Below are 18,276 nucleotides of genomic sequence, written 5' to 3'. Positions count from 1 at the left end.
CTAAGCAACCCTTACAAAGAGATTGAGAAGGTGGTTAGGGAGTCGCTTCAACCCCAGCGGATTCCAGTTACCGTCCTCTGCGGGGCCGGTCAGTAAGTACCCCCCAATCGGCAACATGGCCGCCAGCTTCTGCAGTATTAGGTGCCGCGTTTCGACGCGGTAATAGATCAGCATGTTCTGGGTGATGATCACGTCAGGAGCGGTGAAGTTCACCGGACGCTCAGCAAGAATGTTGTGCTGCTCAAAGGTGACCATGTCTCGTATCCAGGCGTGAAACCGGACCTCATGCTGGCCTTGTGGTGCAGCGACATCGAGTCGTATCTCGGGGTGCCCGCGGTAGATCCCCTGCCGCGCTTTATCGATACATGGCTGGGACACATCGGTGCCATGCACATGAAATGCTGCATGTCCAGCGCGAAGCAATGTGCATGCGATGCTGTAGGGCTCTTCACCTGTTGAGCAACCGACTGACAAGACTCTGGGAGGTCTACGAATATCAGCACAGGCGTCACGGATAGCAGATAACGATGGGGGATATCGGAAAAACCGAGTTTCGTGATTGGTCGCCAGGTGCAGAATCTGGAATCTCTGCGCTTCCTCCAAACGCCCAGACACGAACAGCTTGAACAGGCTTTCGAGGGTCTCACCAGTTTCGCATGCGAAACTGGTAAGGGCCCTCGCAAAGGCAACACGCCGGTGCTCGTCAATTTCGATGGCAAAGCGCTCCTCGATGATCTTCATCCAAGAGTTGGCCATCCCCTCATCGAGAATCAGATCATCGACTGTATTCATGCGCGTTCGCGTTGCTTGCTGTAGAAGTCTTGAATGCCACTGTGCAGGTTCTGAGCTTGGCGATTCAGGTTGTTCATTGCAGATGCAGTCTGCTCGCTCGCAGCCGAGTTTTCGGAAGCGTAGTGACGAATAGAGCTCATCGTCTCGGATACCTCGGACGACTGAGAAATGAGGCTATTGGTCCGCTGATTGACGTCGTCAACACTCGTGGTGAGGCTCTCAGTAATGCTCTGAATGTCTTTCAGGGAAGCGAGCGCCGCATTGGAGCGGGTCAGCAGGCCCTGCATTTCGCTCAGTGATATGTCAACAGCGGTCTGGGTATCGCGAGCAGCTTCATTCATGTCCTTGAGCAGTTGCCCAATCTCGCTCACCACAGCTTTCGACTGGGTGCTGAGGTCCTGGACCGCTTCACCGCTCTTAGCCATCGCACGGGACAGCTCGGTATTGCCCTCGACTTGGTCCGATACCAGGTAGGCGTTGTAAGCAACCAGCTCGGACTTTGTCGCAACCTCTTTTACGAACTCACTGATCCTTTCCAGCATCTGGAACCGTTCGATCAGATGCTTGTTTCGATGCTGGATAGAGTTCAGGTGCTGGGTCTGGACCAAAATACCTTCGTGCACACCATTCACAGACTCACTGCCGGCGTGGACTTTGTTAGCCACGCTGTTGGCAACGCGCTGGGTATCACCCATGAGCTGCTGGATCAGATTGATGAAGGTATTCATGTCTGCGATCAGAGAGCTGATGTGCTCGATCGCCCGGAATTGCTCGTCACGATTGCGGTCAACATTGCGAGCTGTGGTGATGGTTTGTTCCGTCGCCGCAGCAAGCCCCATTACGGTCTGGCTGGTTTCGGTGAAAATCTCATGGAACCGCGCGAATACCTGGTTGAGCAGTTTCGCGATCTCTTTGGTGGAATCGCGATCATCTGTCAGGGTAAGGTCCAACTCTCCCCGCCCTACTCGCTCAATTTCAGTCAAAAGGAGACTCAGCTCCTTGGACCGTTCACGCTGACTACCCTCAATCGTGCTGCCGCGGGTTTCAACCGCCTGAGCCCGAGAAGCAGATACACGAGCCACCAAGAGGACACTCAGGATCGCGAGACCGATAGTTAGAGCACCCAGGACTGCCACGAGAGTTGGGTTGATGGCCCGTGCATCCGGCAAAGCCTTCACCGAAGCGATCAAGGTATCTGTCGAAGACGCGATCTTGTCCCGTGCCTGCCAGATTTCTTTAGCATGCGGAAGATTCTGGGCCGAGTTGGCGGAAAGGCCGCTTGCCTGGCTGATCAGGCTCTGAGCGGATTGAGCGCTTCGGTAGCTTTTGATCAACTCATCCATCATTGCCTTGTCACGAGGCAACGAATTCCCGAATGCGGTGAGCGCGCCTAAATACTTGCTAACCCCTGCCTCTGCGCCTTGCAGCCCGGTGGCATCGACCACTGTAGTAGCAGTGACTCCCGCTACGTCAGCTTCCAGCTCAGTGAGGGCCTGAGCCAGCTGGCTCTTCTGCTGGGAAGTAGCATTCAGCTTAGATAGCAGCGCTTCAGCCGAGCGGCCACTCTCAATCACTTTCACAACGGCCGTCTTCGCCTCCTTGGCGGATCGGCTGAAGGCTTCGGTCCCAGACTGTCCACTGATCAGTTTGGCGATCGAGGGGGCAATGCCATCCCAGGAAGCACTCAGGGACTCCAGGCTACGCAGTACCGATTCCGGTGCGCCGGGAATACCCTTGATTGGGTCTCCATTCCGAAGATGCATCAGGGCGCGCTCTACCTGACTTTCCGCCTCGACGAGCTGGCTTGCATATGCACCATCAGCCGCTGCTTTGTCTGCCAAGTAGATGGTTTGCATAGCGGCGGACTTCAGTTCGTAGGTTTCAGCCACATAGAAGGAATCAGCCCGAGTGTCTTTAAGGAAGCTGTATCCAGTCCATGCAGCCGCGCTGCCAGTTGCGATCAGCAGGACCGCGGTAAGGGGAACGAAGGAAAAATTGTTGCTCATGCGGTCCTGTCTCATGTGAGGTCAATCGTTTGCATTTTGGGATCGGCAATTAGCGCCTGAATGTCGATGACAGCCCACGTCCGGGCGTCGCCTGTTACGACTCCGACTAGGCAAGCACCTAACCCGGGTGGGATCTTCAAATTGGCATTTGGGGCGTCAGTGAGGTTGCCCGAAGGGATGAACCCAACCACTTGATCTACGATGACGCCTACGTCACCCACATCAGCTCCGCCCCGGACGATCAAAGCCACTGGGTTACTGTGTTCTGCCCTGGACATGGTCTGAGGGATCGAGAGGAACCGAGCTATGTTCACGAAAGGAATGATGTCTCCATCCAGCTTGGTTGCCCCGAGCAACCAGGGCTTCGTTCCGGGCACTTGCGTGGGACTAACAGGAACCTGAGTGATGGCGTTTACCGCCAATGAAGGGCTCAAGCAGTAGGTATCGCCGATCCGATACCCAATGCACTTGTAACGACCGCTGGAGATATCACTGCTCATCGATAATCGCTTCCATATCAATGAGTGCTTTCGCGATCTTGTCGCCTGTGAACGGCTTGGTCAGGTAGAGATCTGCGCCTGCCAAGAGCCCTTTCTGTATGTCGAAAGGTGAACTCGCACTGGAAAGCATGGCGATGGGTAGGTGCTTGAATTGAGTCGAAGCTCGTAGGATTGAGGCAAGCTTCAATCCGTCCAGGTTAGGCATTTCGATGTCGATGAAGCACGCATCAGGCCTAGCCTCGCGAATAACACGCAGGGCCTCGTACCCATCCTTTGCGAGGTGAACCTCGATATCAGCTTTCTGCAGAAAGCCGGCCCCCATCTTCCGCATTCCGGGGGAGTCGTCGACGATGCAGACAGATCGAATATTGGACATGGAACAACTCCTGATTCATGCCCTAATAATGTTCAGGAGGTGCCCTCTTCTGGACGTACCTGCCCTTACCGACCTCAAGCAGGTAAAAACTGGTCATATCTCAATGCACGGTTATGGTCCTCCCTTGTTTCTGGAGGACCTATGCGTAAGTCAAACCACCGGGCTGCATTCGCCAGTGATCCCAAATTTCTGGAGCGGATTGCAAGGCAGCTCCAAAGCGAGCCAACATCTACCCCGCCCTCCCCTGCTGATAAAAAGCCGAGCAAGGCCGTCCAGCGCCTCGAAAAAGTCCAAACCGCCAATATGGATGGGAGGAAAGACAGGATTAGCCTGGAATCTACATCCAGGGTACTGACCATTTGCTTCCCCGGGGCGAAGCTGGTCTCTCTCAACACCATGCTCCGCGTCCACGACGCCAAGGCCACCCGCCTGAAGAACACATGGCTGAAACGAGTGGAGGCCCTTCGATACACCTACAAGGCTGTTCTCGAGGAATGGATAGCCATTGCGACCTATCCTCTGTTGGTCGAGGAGGTATACATCACAGGTGAGAGCAGCTTGCTCGACCCAGAAAGTGTTACCGCGGCCTGCAAACCGGTTATTGATGCACTTGTTTCGAATGGGTTCTTGCCGGACGATGATCCATCCCACATTGCTCACCCCCTACCCTACACTTCCAGAGGCGAGTCTCCTGGCCTGGTGATCTGCTTACGTCCTGCAGGGCGGCCTTGGGGACTAATCGAAGATGCAACGATTCAGGTGGCCAGCTCATTAGGGCGTTGATTTTTGCGGCCAATCCGTTATCCCTCGTGTATCATGTTTCACGAACGCACGAGGGTTTCACGTGTATCAATCAGAGACCGGAATCAACCCCACAGAGTCCCATTGCCTGGGTATCAACCTAGTACCTGTTGAGCACCGAGACGTCGATGTTGATCTCATGCAGCCTGGCATCTGGCAAACCCGTCGGAACTTCACTCTTGCAGAGCTGGAAGAGCTAGGTGACAGCATGGTCAAGGCCGGGGGGAATGTAACCCCGGTGGTGCTATGTCCCCGGGCTCAGGGCGGCTACTTCATCATTTCCGGCGAACGACGTTGGCGCGCGGCGCAACTCAAGATGATCCCCCGCCTGCATTGTCGGATCGGGCACTACACGGATAACCAGGCCCGTTTCATTTCTGCTGTAGAGAACGTTCTCCGGGTGCAACTCAACCCGATCGAAGAAGCTCAAGCCTATGCAGACATACAAGAAACCGGTCTCTCCCACGAGCAAATAGGCAAGGAGCTGGGTAAAAGCAGGTCGCACGTCTCCAACTACCTGCGGTTGCTCACCTTGGACATCACTGCCAAGGACTTCCTGATCCACGGCAAACTCACGGCGACTCAGGCTCGCCCGCTGTGCTCACTCGACTCGAAAGGCATCCAACGTGAAGTCGCGACGAAAGCCGTAAGGCTGGGGTGGAGCGTTAAGAAGATCGAAGATGAGGTTGCCAAGCACCTCAACAAGCCTAAGCCAAAGGTCAACTTGCCCAAGCAAGACGCCGACATCGCACGTCTGACCCGGCTGGTATCCGATCACACGGGGTATCCCTGTGTGATTCAGAAGACACCGAGTGGCAATTGGCAGATGGGCTTTCTCATGACAGGTGACGATCAATTCGCAGGGCTTCTGGAGCGGCTAGGCATCAAAGTCGACGAGTGTTAGCCCCTACCCTCGAATTTGGGCACTCCGTTTCCATTATTACGACAGAAGCCATTGTTATGGCCCTGCCGAACCTTGCCGACCATCCTGCGGGTAGCCAGAGGCCGAAGGTATAATTTCGCATGCTAAACCGACCATTCCCGGTGCCAACTCTGCTGGCTATCGCTCTGACGGCAGTGTTAGCCGGTTGTACCTCCACCCATGAGCCGGTGGAGCTAGCTTCCATCGAGCCTCAATCCCAGTACGATCAACGTATCCAGGATGGTCTCGGTAGCCAGAAGTACACCGAATCGCAGATTCTCTACATGCGCCGCCTGAACGAGTTCAAGGATCAGATTGATTCGCTCGAAAAGCAAAAGCAGGCCTTGGAGGCGTCGCTTTCTACAACAGCCTACGAACAGGATCTAGGCTCGGGTAAAGCTCCCTCAACTGAGTCGAGCCGGATTGAAGAGTTCCAAGCGGCAACCCAGGCCTCACAGGCCCGGGTTGCTGAAGAGAATTCAAAGGCGGCCATACGCCAGTCCATCATTGAGAATGACCGTGACCGCGCATTACTCGAGGCTGAGAATCGAGCAATGGCTGAGATTGAGCAGTTGAAAGCTGCTGATGCAGCCAAGCAGGCCGATCTGGCGAAACTGAAAGCTCAGCTTGCGGAACAAAAGGCGGAAAGCTCCCGCACTCTTGAGAAGCAACGCTTTGCAATGGCGGTAGCTAACGCGGACGCTGAACGGCGAGCAGCAAATGCGGTTGTTGAAATCAATAACCAGATTAGTGAGCTGAAAGGGCAACTCTCCCAGCTTGAGACGAAATTGGCAGCGGCTCAGAAAGAGCATGAACGATTGGCTGATCTCTCCCGTCAGCTGCAGACACCTGTGGCGGTAACAGCAGCAATTACGGATCAGCCTTCGCCTGAGATCGGGAGCTTAACAGAGAGCCGAATCGCCGAAATCAAAGCACGACTCGCGCGTGAGAAAACTGAAATCACCGCCAAAGCCCGGACAGAGGTAGCGGCCTTGACGGCCGGCGCTGAAATCAAAAAGGCTACAGTCGTGGCCCCGGTCGTCACTGGTCGAGCGGTCTACGCAGGCTCCTATGGTGAAAAGCCAACCACCTACGCCAAGGTTGACGACAAGCCGGTCAAACAAGATGCGAAGCCTCTGGCTATCGCATCCAAGCAGGCACCAGTAGTAACTGTGGCCAAGTTCGAGCCTAAGATATCTCCGGTTGTGATTCAGAGGGGCTCAGATGCTGGTAGCGCGGTGCTTGCCGGCGGCCCTGTGACATCTTCAGTACAGTCCCCAGCACCGATCGTAGTATCCCCAAAGTCACGTGTGATCTACGACGTCCTCTACGTTTATAAGGATGAAGGTAGCTGGCAGAAGTTCCAGCGCTACCTGGAAGCTTACGGGATCAAGGATTTCGAACCGGTACACAAAGGGAGCACGTACTACCTTTACATGGGGCGCTTCTACGACAAGCTCGCTGCAGCGAAGCGCGTCGAGTATTTAAACCGCACGACCAATACCAATCATGCGACCGTGCACCCGCAAGAGGTGCCGATGTAACGCCGGTTTAGCATGCGAAACTCAGTGAGAAGGGGCGAGGGGATTCGCCCCTTTTTGTTTTTAGATTTCGCAATGCGGTCGCCGCCATGAAAAAAAGCTGCAAAGCAGGTGTTTTGACTTGAAATGGACTGCAATGCGGTTAGAGTGGACTCCATTGCAGACAAGGAGCCTCACATGGCCGCAATCCCGTTCAAGAAGAGAAAACTGCTCGCCGACGTCCATGCTGTTACTAACCAGAAGGGCGGCGTAGGCAAAACGACGATCGATTTCCATTGGCTGGTTTACTTGGTAGAGCAGGGATACCGCGTGCTGGGTATCGACCTGGACAGCCAAGGCAACTTCTCCAGTCGACTCGCGCCTGATTCCCGCAATGGAGGGCTCCGCAGCGCGCATCTCTTCAAAGAAGAACTGCCTGATCTCAAGCCCCTCCAGACGGCACTCGGCGCCGACTTGATTTATGCCCTGAACAAAGACGATGAGTTGAGTTCAGTAGAGCAGATTGGCTTGTCGGCGGTAGGTCCCTTTGCCAAGCACATCCAAAAGTTGGCAGAGGATTACGATTACATCGTAATCGACACCCCACCTACCAATGGGGTGCGGATGATTGCGGCATCTGTGGTATCGGATCACATCTTTGTACCTGTGGAGCTGGCGGCGTTCGCTGTAGATGGCGTGATTTCTCTAATCGAGACGTTCGATATGGTCGGGCCGTTGTTCGGCACTCAGATCACTCCTACTGGGATCATCTGCAACAAATACAACACTCGCGTGAACGCTCACCGCGAGTCGTTGGAGGACCTGCGAAAAGTAGTTGGTCCCAAAATTCTTCAAAACAGTCTCTCGATCCGAGGGGCAATTGATACCGCGCTGCGCCAATGCAAGCCCGTTTGGAGCATGCGAACCAATGGTGCTGAGCGTGAGACCGGCGTAGAAATGATCAGGCTGATGGAGGAAATGGCGCACCGAGCAGGCGTAGAAATCACGCCTGTGGTGATCGCACCGAAGGTGCCTCGGAAGAAAAAGCCGGTAAAGAAAAAGAGCCAATCGTGCGCTAAGAAAGTGGGGGCAATCTAATGGCTAAGACATTAGACCTAGGGAGTTTGACTCGACTGAATGACCTGATGGACCTTGGCCGGGCCGCACAGGAGAATCAGATTATTCTCCTCAGCGTAGATCAGATCGAAGTCAAACCTCAGGTGAGGAAAGACTTCAAGGAGATCGAGGAACTGGCAGCTAGCTACGATGACGAAGGGCAGCAAACCCCCATCATCGTTGGTCCGATGAATCCTGAAACTCAGAAGTACCCCTTGAAGAAAGGCGGTCGTCGCTATGCCGCTGCGGTACTTCGCCCAGGCTTTAAGCTGAAAGCTATCGTTGACGGCAAGAAACGCACGCCGGCCAAGGAGATCCTCTCGCAGCTGATCGAAAACGAGCAGCGGCAAAATCTCAACCCCTATGAGGTTGGTCAAGCCTTGGCTGAAGCCAAAGCTGAAGCTAAGGCTGCTGGGGAGCCCCTGTCCAACCAGGACTTGGCTACCTACATGGGGAAAAGCGAGACCTACATCTCCATTCATTTGGGACTCGCAGACCTTCCCGAGGAACTGGTTGACCTGATCAAAGGAGGCATTACGAGCGACAGCGAAGTCTTACGGGAAATGAAGCAACTGAAGAACCTTCAGCCCGAGACGTTCACTGCATTCATTGAAAGGGCAAAAGCGGAAGGCTCCATCAGCAGGCAGCAAGTACGTGATGCGGTCAGAGCAGCAAAAGGCAAGACAGTGCCCACGAAAGCTCCTCCGGCACAAGAACCGCAAACTGAACACCAAGCTGGAAAAGTCGGGCATCCAGCTCAAGATGGGGTAGGGAAGGGTGGTAATTCTTCTCAGGCGAACCCTCCTGGTCAGACCGACCAGTCCCCAGTTTCGCATGCTAAACCCGAGGGGCAGTCAAAAGCCCAGGGCCAGGGCGAGACAAATACGCCAGCAGTTGTAACCACCCCTTCGCAGGAACAGGGGCCGGCCGCTGCGCCGAATAGTTCTTCGAAGAAGAATGGTAAGGGATACATACCGATTACTGCGGAGCGTCAGGTAATCGGTATCAAGGTTGCACTGGACAGTGCGGTAGCGTCCGGGTATTTGATGAATGATCGCGTCAGCGAAGATCCTTCCAAGGCATGGTGCATGCTGATGATCGGCGGATCACAACAGCCCAAGCAGATAAAGGTGGATCAGATCGATATCGTCAGCGTCGCAGCGATGGAGACCGATGGCTGAACTAAATCTTCAGTAGGGGAATAGGGCGCTTCAAGCAATTGAGGCGCCCTTTTTCATTTTGGGACACGGCGTACTTGAATGGCGGGGTAGGGCGACCTATCGTGAAGGCGTTTTCTCGTGATCTCCCGCTGTTGGTGAACTCACTGATAGCTGATCACAACCCGCCCCCGCCTTTGAATTCAAGGGTTGTGGTGGGAGATTGGTTCAGTGACTGTATTCAGTCGCCGTTCTGATCATCTCGCTTCAAGGTGAACCTGGTGCTTTTCACTTGGTTCATCGTTTTGCGATGTTCCAGGTGCATTGCATCTTGATCATCGTGATCTACCTGCTTCACGTTCTTTAACAAGTCAGTGTCGCGTGAGTTCGTAAAGGACTTCACTCTGCGATTTTGCGTTTTGGTGTGAACACGCCCATTCGCCAATTTTGCTGAGCTGGTTGCTGCGTTGTGGTGACATTCGCTCGGTTTGGTGTTTGGTGTGTGCCCCCTTGGCCTCATCATTCGCTATTCCGTCGCAGAGTGTTTTCTAAGCAAATCTCACTCGACCCCTAGGGCGATCCACATCGCCTTCGGGAGGGTAGTGGTCGTCTCAATTCACATTGAGGACCACGACATGAAATATGCACTCACCTTTGCCTTTGCGCTTTCTGCTGCTCTCTTCCTTTTTCAGGGAGATGATGCGCGAAACACAATGACGAAGGTCCAACACGACAGATGTGCTTCCTTTGAAGCTGCTGGAGTTGAATGCTGATCTCGTGCCCTATGACTTAGTCAAGGGCACCCCTAATACAACCTTTGCAGGCTGTATTAGAGGTGCCCTAGACAGATGAGACGAAAGGCCCGGCGCAGCGATGCACCGGGCCTTTCTGCATTTGTAGACTTCATGTCCTTGATTTCAGCTGGGGGCCTCCTTAGCGTTGGAGGTGATCTTTCCCCCAGCTTTCGCATGCGAAATTCCGCACGGATGTCTGGAGAAGATTCCAGTCCCAGAATTCTGGAGCTGGGTTCTTTAAAAACTCGCGCTCGCGCAATTCCCACCCTTAGGGCAAGCCATCCCTAAGGGGACGTGGCTGCCTTGCAATTGGAGGTAGCTATGGATCGTCAAGACGACAATCGTCCGAAACTGTCTGAGGAAGTCCTGGAGCTGGTGAAGAGCAACGGCGGTTGGCTTAACGTGATCCCACGTTTGACTAGCTCGTTCGATGCTGCACTCAAGAACCATGGACATCTGGTCGACTGCCCTTTCCCACACCGTCACCGGAATGGGGGAGGGAAGAGTGATTTCAGATTCTCAAACAAGCCGGGCTACGAAGACCGCGCTATCTGCTCCTGCTTGCAGGACGGTGGCCGGGACCCAGTAGAGCTTCTGATCCTGGACGGCGTCGGTCGCAACTTCACCGACGTAATGTTCAAAGTCAGAGATGCACTAACAAACGGCAAAAGCTATACCCGTAAGGTCACTCCTGTAGTGGTCAATTCACGGGCTGGCATAAGTCCGGAGGATGAGCAGAAGCGGAAGGCGAAGCACATCAAGACTGCAGAAGGCTTGATCTCGCTAACCCACCCGGATGCTCTTCCTGGCCGTTTGTACTTTCAACACCGCGGTATCCCGCTTAACAGCAACCTTGGTGACGTGAAATTCCACCCGGCCCTCGAGTATTACGAAACCCGTAAGAAAGATGGTCAGGTTGTGAAGGAGCTCATCGGTCGGTTCCCGGCCATCGTGTCGGCGTTTCGGAGCAGGACTGGTCGAGTGGTGAATTTCCACAAGATCTACCTGACTCCGGATGGTCATAAGCTGGAAGGTGTCTCGAAGGTGAAGAAAATTGATTCCCCGTTGTCTGGCTTCAAAGGAGCGTCAATCCGAGTAGCAAACGTTGAAGGTTGCAGGACGCTGCATGTGACCGAAGGCGTAGAGAAAGGATGGGCAATCCACCTGGCAACAGGCGAGTCTGTTCGAGTAGCGCATGCCTGCACCACTCTGGCGACGTTGTTTGTCGATCGTGCTGAATTCGATAGGGTAGTTATCTGGTCTGATAACGACCCATACAACGAAGCACGTGGGAAATATGGCGATGGACAAACCTTTGCGTGGAAGCTCTTTATTGAGCTGATGCGTAAAGGGTTCGAGGTGGCCTTCATGCTGCCCGATGTGATTCACACTCCTGGAGCCAAGGGCCAGGATTGGGAAGATATCATCGTGGTTGAGAAGGTCGTTGGACAGCCATTGCCGCAACGCTTCCACCTCCTGCGTGCGAAAGCATGCGAAGGTGGGATCTTCATGGGCTTCAAGCCAGTCAACGCAGATGGCTTGCTCAGTGCCTGTGCGTGAGCGCTCAAGAAACCCCGGTCCAGCTTTTGCTGGTCTGGGGTTTTTTTTCGCATGCTAAACCCAGAGTAGCTTTGTTTCGACCTTGGACATCTTGACTACTAGGATGTGCTCGGCTAAAAAGTGTCTGTCCCATTTGCCTTTCTCCGAAAGAGCAAACCCAGACTACGTTGGTGAATTCACCGAGGTTTTCTGGGGTGCGACTCGATACTCGAATTCGAGTTAGATGAGCACAGACATTGTTGGAACAGACTGGACGATCGTCTGATCAGTCCACAATCTCGAGATACCAGGCATGTCCTTTGCTCCTGCAAGGTAGACGTGTTCCAGGAACGTGTATCTCCCCGCCATTTCGGTATGTGTGTTCGCACGCTAACCAGTCAAAGGCACCCTCCAGCTTCAATGCTTACCCCTGCACGGGATCTCTTCGCGAGCTTATTCCCGGTGCAGCGGGGATATAGGAGGAAACACCATGACAGGCCAAGTTGAACTTCTCGAAGCTCCATCCTTGTGGCAACAGCCGGAAGGTGAGCAATTGGAAATTGCGCAAGGGCGTTTTTTCCGTGGAGAGGATGACCAACCTGAAAAAGAATCTGAAGTCGTAGACTTCTAAACCATTCAAGAACCCACGAGGGCGACAAGATTGCCCTCGGGTAGTCGTGTGCGCCTAGAAAAGGTGATCGCATGACTTCGTTCGTGAATCCGCATTACATCTTCAATCCACTCCCGGATGAAGTAGACATAACGCTGTCTCCAACGCAGATCATGAAATCCATGGTTTGCACTCGGCTGCTGGGGTACTACCGAGCTCGTGTAAAACCCGAGGCAACCCCGCTCAACCTACTGTTCGGCTCAGCCTTGCATTGGGTGATCGAAGGGTTCGTCAAGGGATACATTCCAGAGGAGGAAATGGCCACTCAGTTTATTAACAAGTTCGAAGGTTTATCCGACGGAAAGTTGATAAGCATGGCCAAGTCTAAGTCTCGGGAAACAGCAGAGGTTCTTGGTAAACAATTAGCTGCAGGCTTTCCGTCTTACTTCCGTAATCTTGGCCTCAAGCCACTGATTATTGAAGGACAGTTCAAGTTGAAAATCGCTGAGCGTACCTTCATCACGCTAGTAATCGACTTTGTCGGTGAATGCACAAAACCAATATTCAACCCGAAAGGGGAGATGTTGGCTGATGTTGGCGACGTCGTGATCTTGGACTGGAAAACCGCTGCACAGCCTGAGGGTGAGTTGTTTTCCCGATACGGGTATCAGCTGACCTACTACTGGCTGGCAGTGAAATTAGCATGCCAGCAGTTGGGAATCAGAGAGCCAAAGCTTTGTGGTTATGCCTCAGGGCAGAAGCCCAACATCACGAAACCGGACTCCAAATCAGTTGTGAACGCCATCTGGCATCCAGTCCACTGGGTAAAACGGACGGCGGCCGACATTGAGGAAGCAGTGGAATATGCCCGCGTAGTTGCCAAACGGCTTCGCGCAGGTGAGTTTTTCCGTGCCCCTCATATGGCCTACGACTCACCCTGCGATAGTCACTCCAAACGGTGTGACATGGCGGGGCTATGCCTCGAAGGTTGCTTGTCGGGATACAGCGTTAAAGCAGGTCTGACACTTGCAGACCTAATCTGAATTTAAACAACCCTGTGGGGCAAAACAGCCCTACGGGGCTGGTGCGCCCTCGAGGAGGCTACATGCGTGAGTCTTATCGAATGGAGCGCTACGCTCAACGTGCTGTACGAATTCGCCGTGACAAGGAAGCTGAGGATCTCGCCAGTCGTAAGATTGGTGATTTCCTGATGCGGAATTACTTGGCCGAAGGCGCCTTACTAGCTGAAGAGTTTGGGAGGGTGTCGTACCACGAGCGTTTACAGCTTATTGCCAACTCCTCTGAACTCATCATGAGCTCCGACGGGGAGGAAGGCATCAATGTGGTATGGGGCTCGAATAAGCAGGTACTAACGCACAGGTTGCTGTCTCCGAGGATTCGGAGCGACTTCCACGGTGCGCATTACCTCGGTTCGTGGTCCCGCTCGATGCCCAAGTGGAAACACAATGAGCTTCGAGATGAAATTAAAGCCAAGTTAGAAGCCAGAGTTAAGGACCGAGTTGAACTGCGTAAGCAGGGCATGCTCGACTTCTCTCTGGATACTGACGATATGCCACCGCTATTCCTCCAACCGGAGGGCTAATTTCCAGCCCTTTCGGGCCGGAAGTTCAACACTTCCGGCGGGACGCCCTGGTCGTGTTTCACATAACACGCGACGGCGTAACTTTGGAGGCAACATGAGCTACATAAAAAACCTGATGGTCGTGATCATCGCGTCCATCATGGGTGCTTCTGCCTCCTCCCTGTTCGTAGGATGGTCTACTAATGAACTTCGCATAGTCTTTGTGGTTTCCATATTGATGACTGCACTCATTACGTTGAACTCAACGGCTCAGGGACGGAAGAAGCGTCCTAAAATGAAGCCGACGCGCACGGTAAAACGTAAATCGCGTCGGGCAAAGAAGCGTGCACGTAGCCCCTAGGTGAGTAGAGGATCGAAAGAATCTCTTATTACTCATCGCGAGGATGCGACCATGTCTTTCAGTGTGACTCTCGGAATCCTGTTTCTTGCATTCGCAATTTACTGGGGTTGTGACTACGTTGAGCGCCGGCGTGCCGGTGGCGACGTAGCTGGTACACGAAGCAGCACGCCATAAATTCCATGGACATACCCTGGGGGTGAAATTCCCCTTAGGGATGATCACCTCTGGGGTTAGGACAGGAGAAAAACCATGAACTAACTAAACTAGAAGGTGAATACCATGAAAACCAAAAAATCCAAGTTCGTTTCTAACCTAAAGCTATCAGTCGGGTTCGCCCTGTATGTTGGCTGCGGGGGAGATATACCAGCACCAAAAGCAATTGTTCCGATGATGTATTGGTCGGTGATCATTGCCGATTACGTGCTGCGGACAACGAACATAATTCGAAAATTGCTCAAACCGATTCTTCTCCACACCCCACTGGGGATGGCTTTCCTCGCTACGAGGTTTGCCCTGGATCTGGCCCTCGCGGCCTGTCATGCGGAAATGAAGCACATCGGAAAACCGGCCCGGTGATCGGGTTTCGGGTGGCCATCACCCGGATTTCGGGAAGGAGCATTCAATGAAGGCGTTTCAACAAGGCAAAGAAGCATATCGTTCGGGCAACTCCAACCAATCCAATCCGTACCCATCCATGTCCCAAGAGGGCAGGGCATGGGCAATGGGCTGGTTGGTAGCGAAAGAACCAGGCAACTGGGACGACATCGCACGCCTCTACGACGACCAACCAGGCTAAGCCAGGTCGGACCCTCCCGACCTGCAGGCGGGAGTGAACTCTTCAATTCTCCCGTCTGCAGCGGGTAGGAGCTTTTAGCAATGCAACAACGCCAATACAGCGACAACGAACTGTTCGGGATCATCCAGGAAGTCTATTTCGGGGCAACCAGCTGGGAGCAAGGCCGTCAGGCTGCGCTACGAGGCCGGACCTTATCTGACAACCCTGAAACTCCCGACACCATCTCCTACGACGAGTGGAAGAAGGGGTTCGTTCATGGAGCCGTCTACGACGTTCCTCAGTCAGAGCAAATCGAAGAGATCGTGATGGTTGGCATCCTGCCGGCCATTGAGGTCCAGGTATTGCCAGCACGCTCCTTCTGGGCCGTGCTGAACAACCTGCAAATCGATCTGCATCTCTCGGTTCCCGAGCTGGCTCGGAGAATCGGACTCGCAGAAGAGCGACTGTGCGCTGGGATGATCATGTTCGGGTTTTACGACTCGGATGCGATCCCCATGTACGACCGCGTAGCCGTCTAATAACGGGCCCCTTAGGGGCCTCTCCTTGCTCTGTGAGCTGGACCAAACATCCAGCTCAGTGCTGGGTGTTTGCTCGAGGTCACCGATCTCACAACACCCGGCTCCGCGCCCGGGTGTACATCTCAATGCCCCGTGCGCGGCGGGTGCGAGGAAATACAAATGAACAACGTAGCCAAGAAGAACATCACCGTCGAAGAGATCAAAGCCGCTCACATCCAAGCTGTCACCAGCCAGAAGTTCGAGCCGGTAATGGTCCACGAGCTGTTCGGCTTCTCTACCCCTCTGAAGGGTTTTGAGAAACCGATCCCGGTACCGGCAGAGCGTCATCCGCTTTCGCCGAGTGTCGACAGCAATTACGTGTTCAATGAGAGCCTGGTTCGCCGGGTTCTCCTGAGCATGGCGACGAAAGACTCCATCATGCTGGTAGGCGAGAAGGGGACCGGTAAGTCCTCCCTCATCAACCAGATCAATGGCCGTCTTAACCGTCCGTCAATCGCAATCAATGCCGGCCCCGGTGTTGATGAAGGTTACCTGGTAGGGTTCCGTACCCTTGGGAAGGACGGTGTGAAAAGTGTTGATGGTGTGCTGAGTTATGCCTATCGCCATGGGCTGAGCTGCACCATCGACGAAATCTGCAGCCTGAATCCCGGCGTGCTTCTCAGTCTGAACGACATCCTCCAAGGTGATGAGGTCGTGACGCTGAAACACCACGGGATTGACCCTGAACTGGACCCGAGGGAACTCCTCGGCCTCGAAGGTGGGATGAACATCGTTCGTCACCCGTCGTTCCGGCTGTTCGCCACCGATAACACTGGTGGTAAGTCCTCGCGTGATCCCCGGTATGCCGGCACGAAGGGACAGAACGCTGCAGTACGTAGCCGCTTCACCTCCTTCAAGGCCAACTTCATGTCGGCTGAGAAAGAGATGGCTGCTCTGCATGGTCTGAACACTGGAGTGGATGATCTCAACATCCAACTGATGGTTGAGTTCGCGTTCCGGTTCCGTGTTGCGTTTTCGCAGGAGGAGGCGTTCGACAACATCTCCTTCCGTGAGCTCAAACGCTGGGTTACCAAAATGGCTCTGTATGATGATCTGGATGAATCCTTCGTCGACGCTATCTACGGCAACCTCGAAGAAGCGGACCAGGCTCTGGCCCGCGAACTCTTCGATGAAACCTTCGATCGCGACCTCGTACTTCCGGAAGAGTACACCACCTCGGTGGCGGACCAGCTGGATGCGCTGACGAAAGCTGCGGTTAGCAATGCGGCTCAGATAGCGTAAGGAGGTAGGTGATGTTCTACCTGACGAACGATTCGGGACGTTTCATCGCTGTACGTGGGGACGTGAATACGTTCCTCGTGACAGTGTGGGAAGGTTCAGTCATGCGAGGTGTTTCCGGTAAGAAGGAGTTGCTCTGCGGAACAGCGGAGGAAGCCTGGGAGCATGTTTGTGCCCAGGTTGCCGACGCTCGAAGCAACGGCTATTCGTCGCAGCCAATCGATCATTCCCCCGTGGAACTCGATGCAGCCCAGTCGATAGTCGCTGAGTTTGACCTCCTAAGCCGGGGAATCTATGTCCGTGTCAAAAGCTGCACTGCAGAGCAGTTCAATGAGGGGCTTGCCCACTTAGAGAATGTAGTTCGGGTGCTCATCGATGCGGGTCATCCCCTAGCTTTCAGGATGGTAGGCAATGAGTTTGAAGTCGCTTTGAACGGGGCTTCGATTCGTAAAGGCATCGCCTCGGTACGGGACTGGGAAACCATGTCCCCGAAGGGGCGAGAAATTTTCGAGGAAAGGGGCTTTATCGACAGCACCAACCTGCTGCCAAGCGGGAAGGGGTTATGGCGATTTAGAACCCAAGAGTCGGTTTTGGATGTCTGTGCACGGGCTTTTCTTGCCGAGCTCAACAAAGCCGGAGCCGAGTTCTCGGTAACGAGTGACTCTGACTACACCCTCGATTTCCAGCGACCGTTCCAACGCCAGTCCGTTCAAGAAATGGACTGGTACAAGACGTTCCCTGGCCTTCTGAAGGTGCTTGAAGATGCCAGTCTACTAGGTGGCTCCAGGACCAAGGTTTCGGTGCCCACCAACATCGGTATGTCCCTGTTCCTATAACTAGGCCCCATGGGCTTCCCTCCTTGTGAGCTGGACAAATCCGGCTCATGCCGGGTTTGTTCTAACGAGCCCGGCACCGCGCCCGGGCTTTTTTCTACATTGCCCGTGCGCGGCGGGTGAGAGGTAAGACCATGAAAATCGCAATCGCGAAACTGGATGCTGCTCTGGATAAGTTCTGGATTGGCGTTGTGCTGCATGCCTACCACCGTTTGATGAGTGCGCATTACCGCCGTAAGGCGGCGCGCCTCGCCCAAAAGGTTCAAGGCCGTGCAAACGAGATCCAAAACCCCGCCTACCAAGTGCGGGCCAAAGATCAGTTTTTAAGCCATCGCCACCAAGTCCTGCGTCATGACTTGGAAGCAAAATTGATCCGCGGGGAAACCTGCTGATCCATGCGGACTGCCCCTTCGGGGGCAGTCACTCCGCTCAGTGAGCTGGACCAACAATCCGGCTCACAGCCGGGTTGTTGTTCGAGGTCATTGATCTCAAACCACCCGGCTCCGCGCCCGGGTGTTCATCTCGATGCCCCGTGCGCGGCGGGTGCGAGGAAATACCCATGAACCTGATTCAGAAAGCAATCAAAGCAGCAAAAGACAAAGTCCTGCTCAAGTACCACCGGGTTGCCGCTCGGATGTACCTGAAACGGGCCACGTACGTTGCAGACCAAGTGATCTACACCCGCTTTAAGGTCCCCACTCAAGCACTTCGTGTGCTGCGAGAGAAGGCCAATGAGCACGCCCAGAAAGCCTACGCAATCCGGAAGGGAGTCTGA

At 54.1% G+C, this 18,276-nt stretch carries 21 protein-coding genes; 17 read left to right on the top strand and 4 right to left on the bottom strand.

Annotation, left to right across the window (positions count from 1 at the left end; translation table 11 throughout):
- Genes LU671_RS03610 through LU671_RS03595 form a run of 4 tightly spaced genes read right to left on the bottom strand, consistent with a single transcriptional unit; the run spans position 1 to position 3,674 of the window.
- A complete protein-coding gene (locus tag LU671_RS03610; protein ID WP_019439029.1) occupies positions 1-792 on the bottom strand; it encodes a CheR family methyltransferase in 792 nt (263 codons plus the stop codon).
- The gene (locus LU671_RS03605) at positions 789-2,798 is read right to left on the bottom strand and encodes a methyl-accepting chemotaxis protein (RefSeq protein WP_021018430.1); all 2,010 of its coding nucleotides are present in this window, start codon (positions 2,796-2,798) and stop codon (positions 789-791) included. Before LU671_RS03605 ends, LU671_RS03610 begins: the two co-directional genes overlap by 4 nt.
- Before the next feature lie 11 nt (positions 2,799-2,809).
- Positions 2,810-3,298, bottom strand: a complete 489-nt coding sequence (locus LU671_RS03600; RefSeq protein ID WP_019439027.1) for a chemotaxis protein CheW — start codon at positions 3,296-3,298, stop codon at positions 2,810-2,812.
- Positions 3,288-3,674 carry a response regulator gene (locus LU671_RS03595; RefSeq protein ID WP_010792598.1) on the bottom strand — a complete coding sequence of 129 codons (387 nt, stop codon included), beginning with the start codon at positions 3,672-3,674 and terminating at the stop codon, positions 3,288-3,290. The genes LU671_RS03600 and LU671_RS03595 overlap by 11 nt, the downstream gene beginning before the upstream one ends.
- Positions 3,675-3,815: 141 nt before the next feature.
- Here LU671_RS03595 and LU671_RS03590 point away from each other — a divergent pair, with 141 nt between their 5' ends.
- The 17 genes from LU671_RS03590 to LU671_RS03510 all read left to right on the top strand — a co-directional run bounded on the left by LU671_RS03590 (position 3,816) and on the right by LU671_RS03510 (position 18,276).
- The gene (locus LU671_RS03590; protein ID WP_019439026.1) at positions 3,816-4,457 is read left to right on the top strand and encodes a hypothetical protein; all 642 of its coding nucleotides are present in this window, start codon (positions 3,816-3,818) and stop codon (positions 4,455-4,457) included.
- A 61-nt stretch (positions 4,458-4,518) separates the two neighbouring features.
- A complete protein-coding gene (locus tag LU671_RS03585) occupies positions 4,519-5,379 on the top strand; it encodes a ParB/RepB/Spo0J family partition protein (RefSeq protein WP_010792597.1) in 861 nt (286 codons plus the stop codon).
- Positions 5,380-5,498: 119 nt separating this feature from the next.
- The gene (locus LU671_RS03580; protein ID WP_019484886.1) at positions 5,499-6,941 is read left to right on the top strand and encodes a hypothetical protein; all 1,443 of its coding nucleotides are present in this window, start codon (positions 5,499-5,501) and stop codon (positions 6,939-6,941) included.
- A 174-nt stretch (positions 6,942-7,115) separates the two neighbouring features.
- The gene (locus tag LU671_RS03575; RefSeq protein WP_087785428.1) at positions 7,116-8,015 is read left to right on the top strand and encodes a ParA family protein; all 900 of its coding nucleotides are present in this window, start codon (positions 7,116-7,118) and stop codon (positions 8,013-8,015) included.
- 47 nt (positions 8,016-8,062) lie between these two features.
- Positions 8,063-9,214, top strand: coding sequence for a ParB/RepB/Spo0J family partition protein (locus LU671_RS03570; protein ID WP_223198331.1), 1,152 nt, complete (start codon positions 8,063-8,065; stop codon positions 9,212-9,214).
- A gap of 611 nt (positions 9,215-9,825) precedes the next feature.
- Positions 9,826-9,963 (top strand): hypothetical protein, encoded by a 138-nt coding sequence (locus LU671_RS03565; protein ID WP_153274579.1) that lies wholly within the window; start codon positions 9,826-9,828, stop codon positions 9,961-9,963.
- 342 nt (positions 9,964-10,305) lie between these two features.
- On the top strand, positions 10,306-11,544 hold the full coding sequence (locus LU671_RS03560) for a DUF7146 domain-containing protein (protein WP_010792592.1): 1,239 nt from the start codon (positions 10,306-10,308) through the stop codon (positions 11,542-11,544).
- 469 nt (positions 11,545-12,013) lie between these two features.
- The gene (locus tag LU671_RS03555) at positions 12,014-12,154 is read left to right on the top strand and encodes a hypothetical protein (protein ID WP_019439024.1); all 141 of its coding nucleotides are present in this window, start codon (positions 12,014-12,016) and stop codon (positions 12,152-12,154) included.
- A 71-nt stretch (positions 12,155-12,225) separates the two neighbouring features.
- Positions 12,226-13,176 (top strand): PD-(D/E)XK nuclease family protein, encoded by a 951-nt coding sequence (locus LU671_RS03550; protein WP_010792591.1) that lies wholly within the window; start codon positions 12,226-12,228, stop codon positions 13,174-13,176.
- A gap of 62 nt (positions 13,177-13,238) precedes the next feature.
- Positions 13,239-13,736 carry a hypothetical protein gene (locus tag LU671_RS03545; RefSeq protein ID WP_010792590.1) on the top strand — a complete coding sequence of 166 codons (498 nt, stop codon included), beginning with the start codon at positions 13,239-13,241 and terminating at the stop codon, positions 13,734-13,736.
- Positions 13,737-14,355: 619 nt separating this feature from the next.
- Positions 14,356-14,652, top strand: coding sequence for a hypothetical protein (locus LU671_RS03540; protein WP_010792588.1), 297 nt, complete (start codon positions 14,356-14,358; stop codon positions 14,650-14,652).
- Positions 14,653-14,698: 46 nt separating this feature from the next.
- Positions 14,699-14,872 carry a ribosome modulation factor gene (locus LU671_RS03535; RefSeq protein WP_010792587.1) on the top strand — a complete coding sequence of 58 codons (174 nt, stop codon included), beginning with the start codon at positions 14,699-14,701 and terminating at the stop codon, positions 14,870-14,872.
- Positions 14,873-14,952: 80 nt separating this feature from the next.
- Positions 14,953-15,390 carry a hypothetical protein gene (locus LU671_RS03530; protein ID WP_044060639.1) on the top strand — a complete coding sequence of 146 codons (438 nt, stop codon included), beginning with the start codon at positions 14,953-14,955 and terminating at the stop codon, positions 15,388-15,390.
- Positions 15,391-15,549: 159 nt separating this feature from the next.
- On the top strand, positions 15,550-16,671 hold the full coding sequence (locus LU671_RS03525; protein ID WP_010792585.1) for an AAA family ATPase: 1,122 nt from the start codon (positions 15,550-15,552) through the stop codon (positions 16,669-16,671).
- 11 nt (positions 16,672-16,682) lie between these two features.
- Complete coding sequence (locus LU671_RS03520) at positions 16,683-17,504, top strand: hypothetical protein (protein ID WP_010792584.1); 822 nt, start codon at positions 16,683-16,685, stop codon at positions 17,502-17,504.
- A 131-nt stretch (positions 17,505-17,635) separates the two neighbouring features.
- Complete coding sequence (locus LU671_RS03515) at positions 17,636-17,893, top strand: hypothetical protein (RefSeq protein WP_010792583.1); 258 nt, start codon at positions 17,636-17,638, stop codon at positions 17,891-17,893.
- Positions 17,894-18,060: 167 nt separating this feature from the next.
- Positions 18,061-18,276: a hypothetical protein gene (locus LU671_RS03510; RefSeq protein WP_010792582.1), complete on the top strand. Its 216-nt coding sequence runs from the start codon at positions 18,061-18,063 to the stop codon at positions 18,274-18,276.

This window comes from Pseudomonas sp. NMI760_13 (assembly GCF_021283245.1).
Taxonomy (GTDB): Bacteria; Pseudomonadota; Gammaproteobacteria; order Pseudomonadales; family Pseudomonadaceae; genus Aquipseudomonas; species Aquipseudomonas peradeniyensis.
Note: the sequence above shows the minus strand (reverse complement) of the source record. Positions and strands in the feature narration are given on the sequence as shown.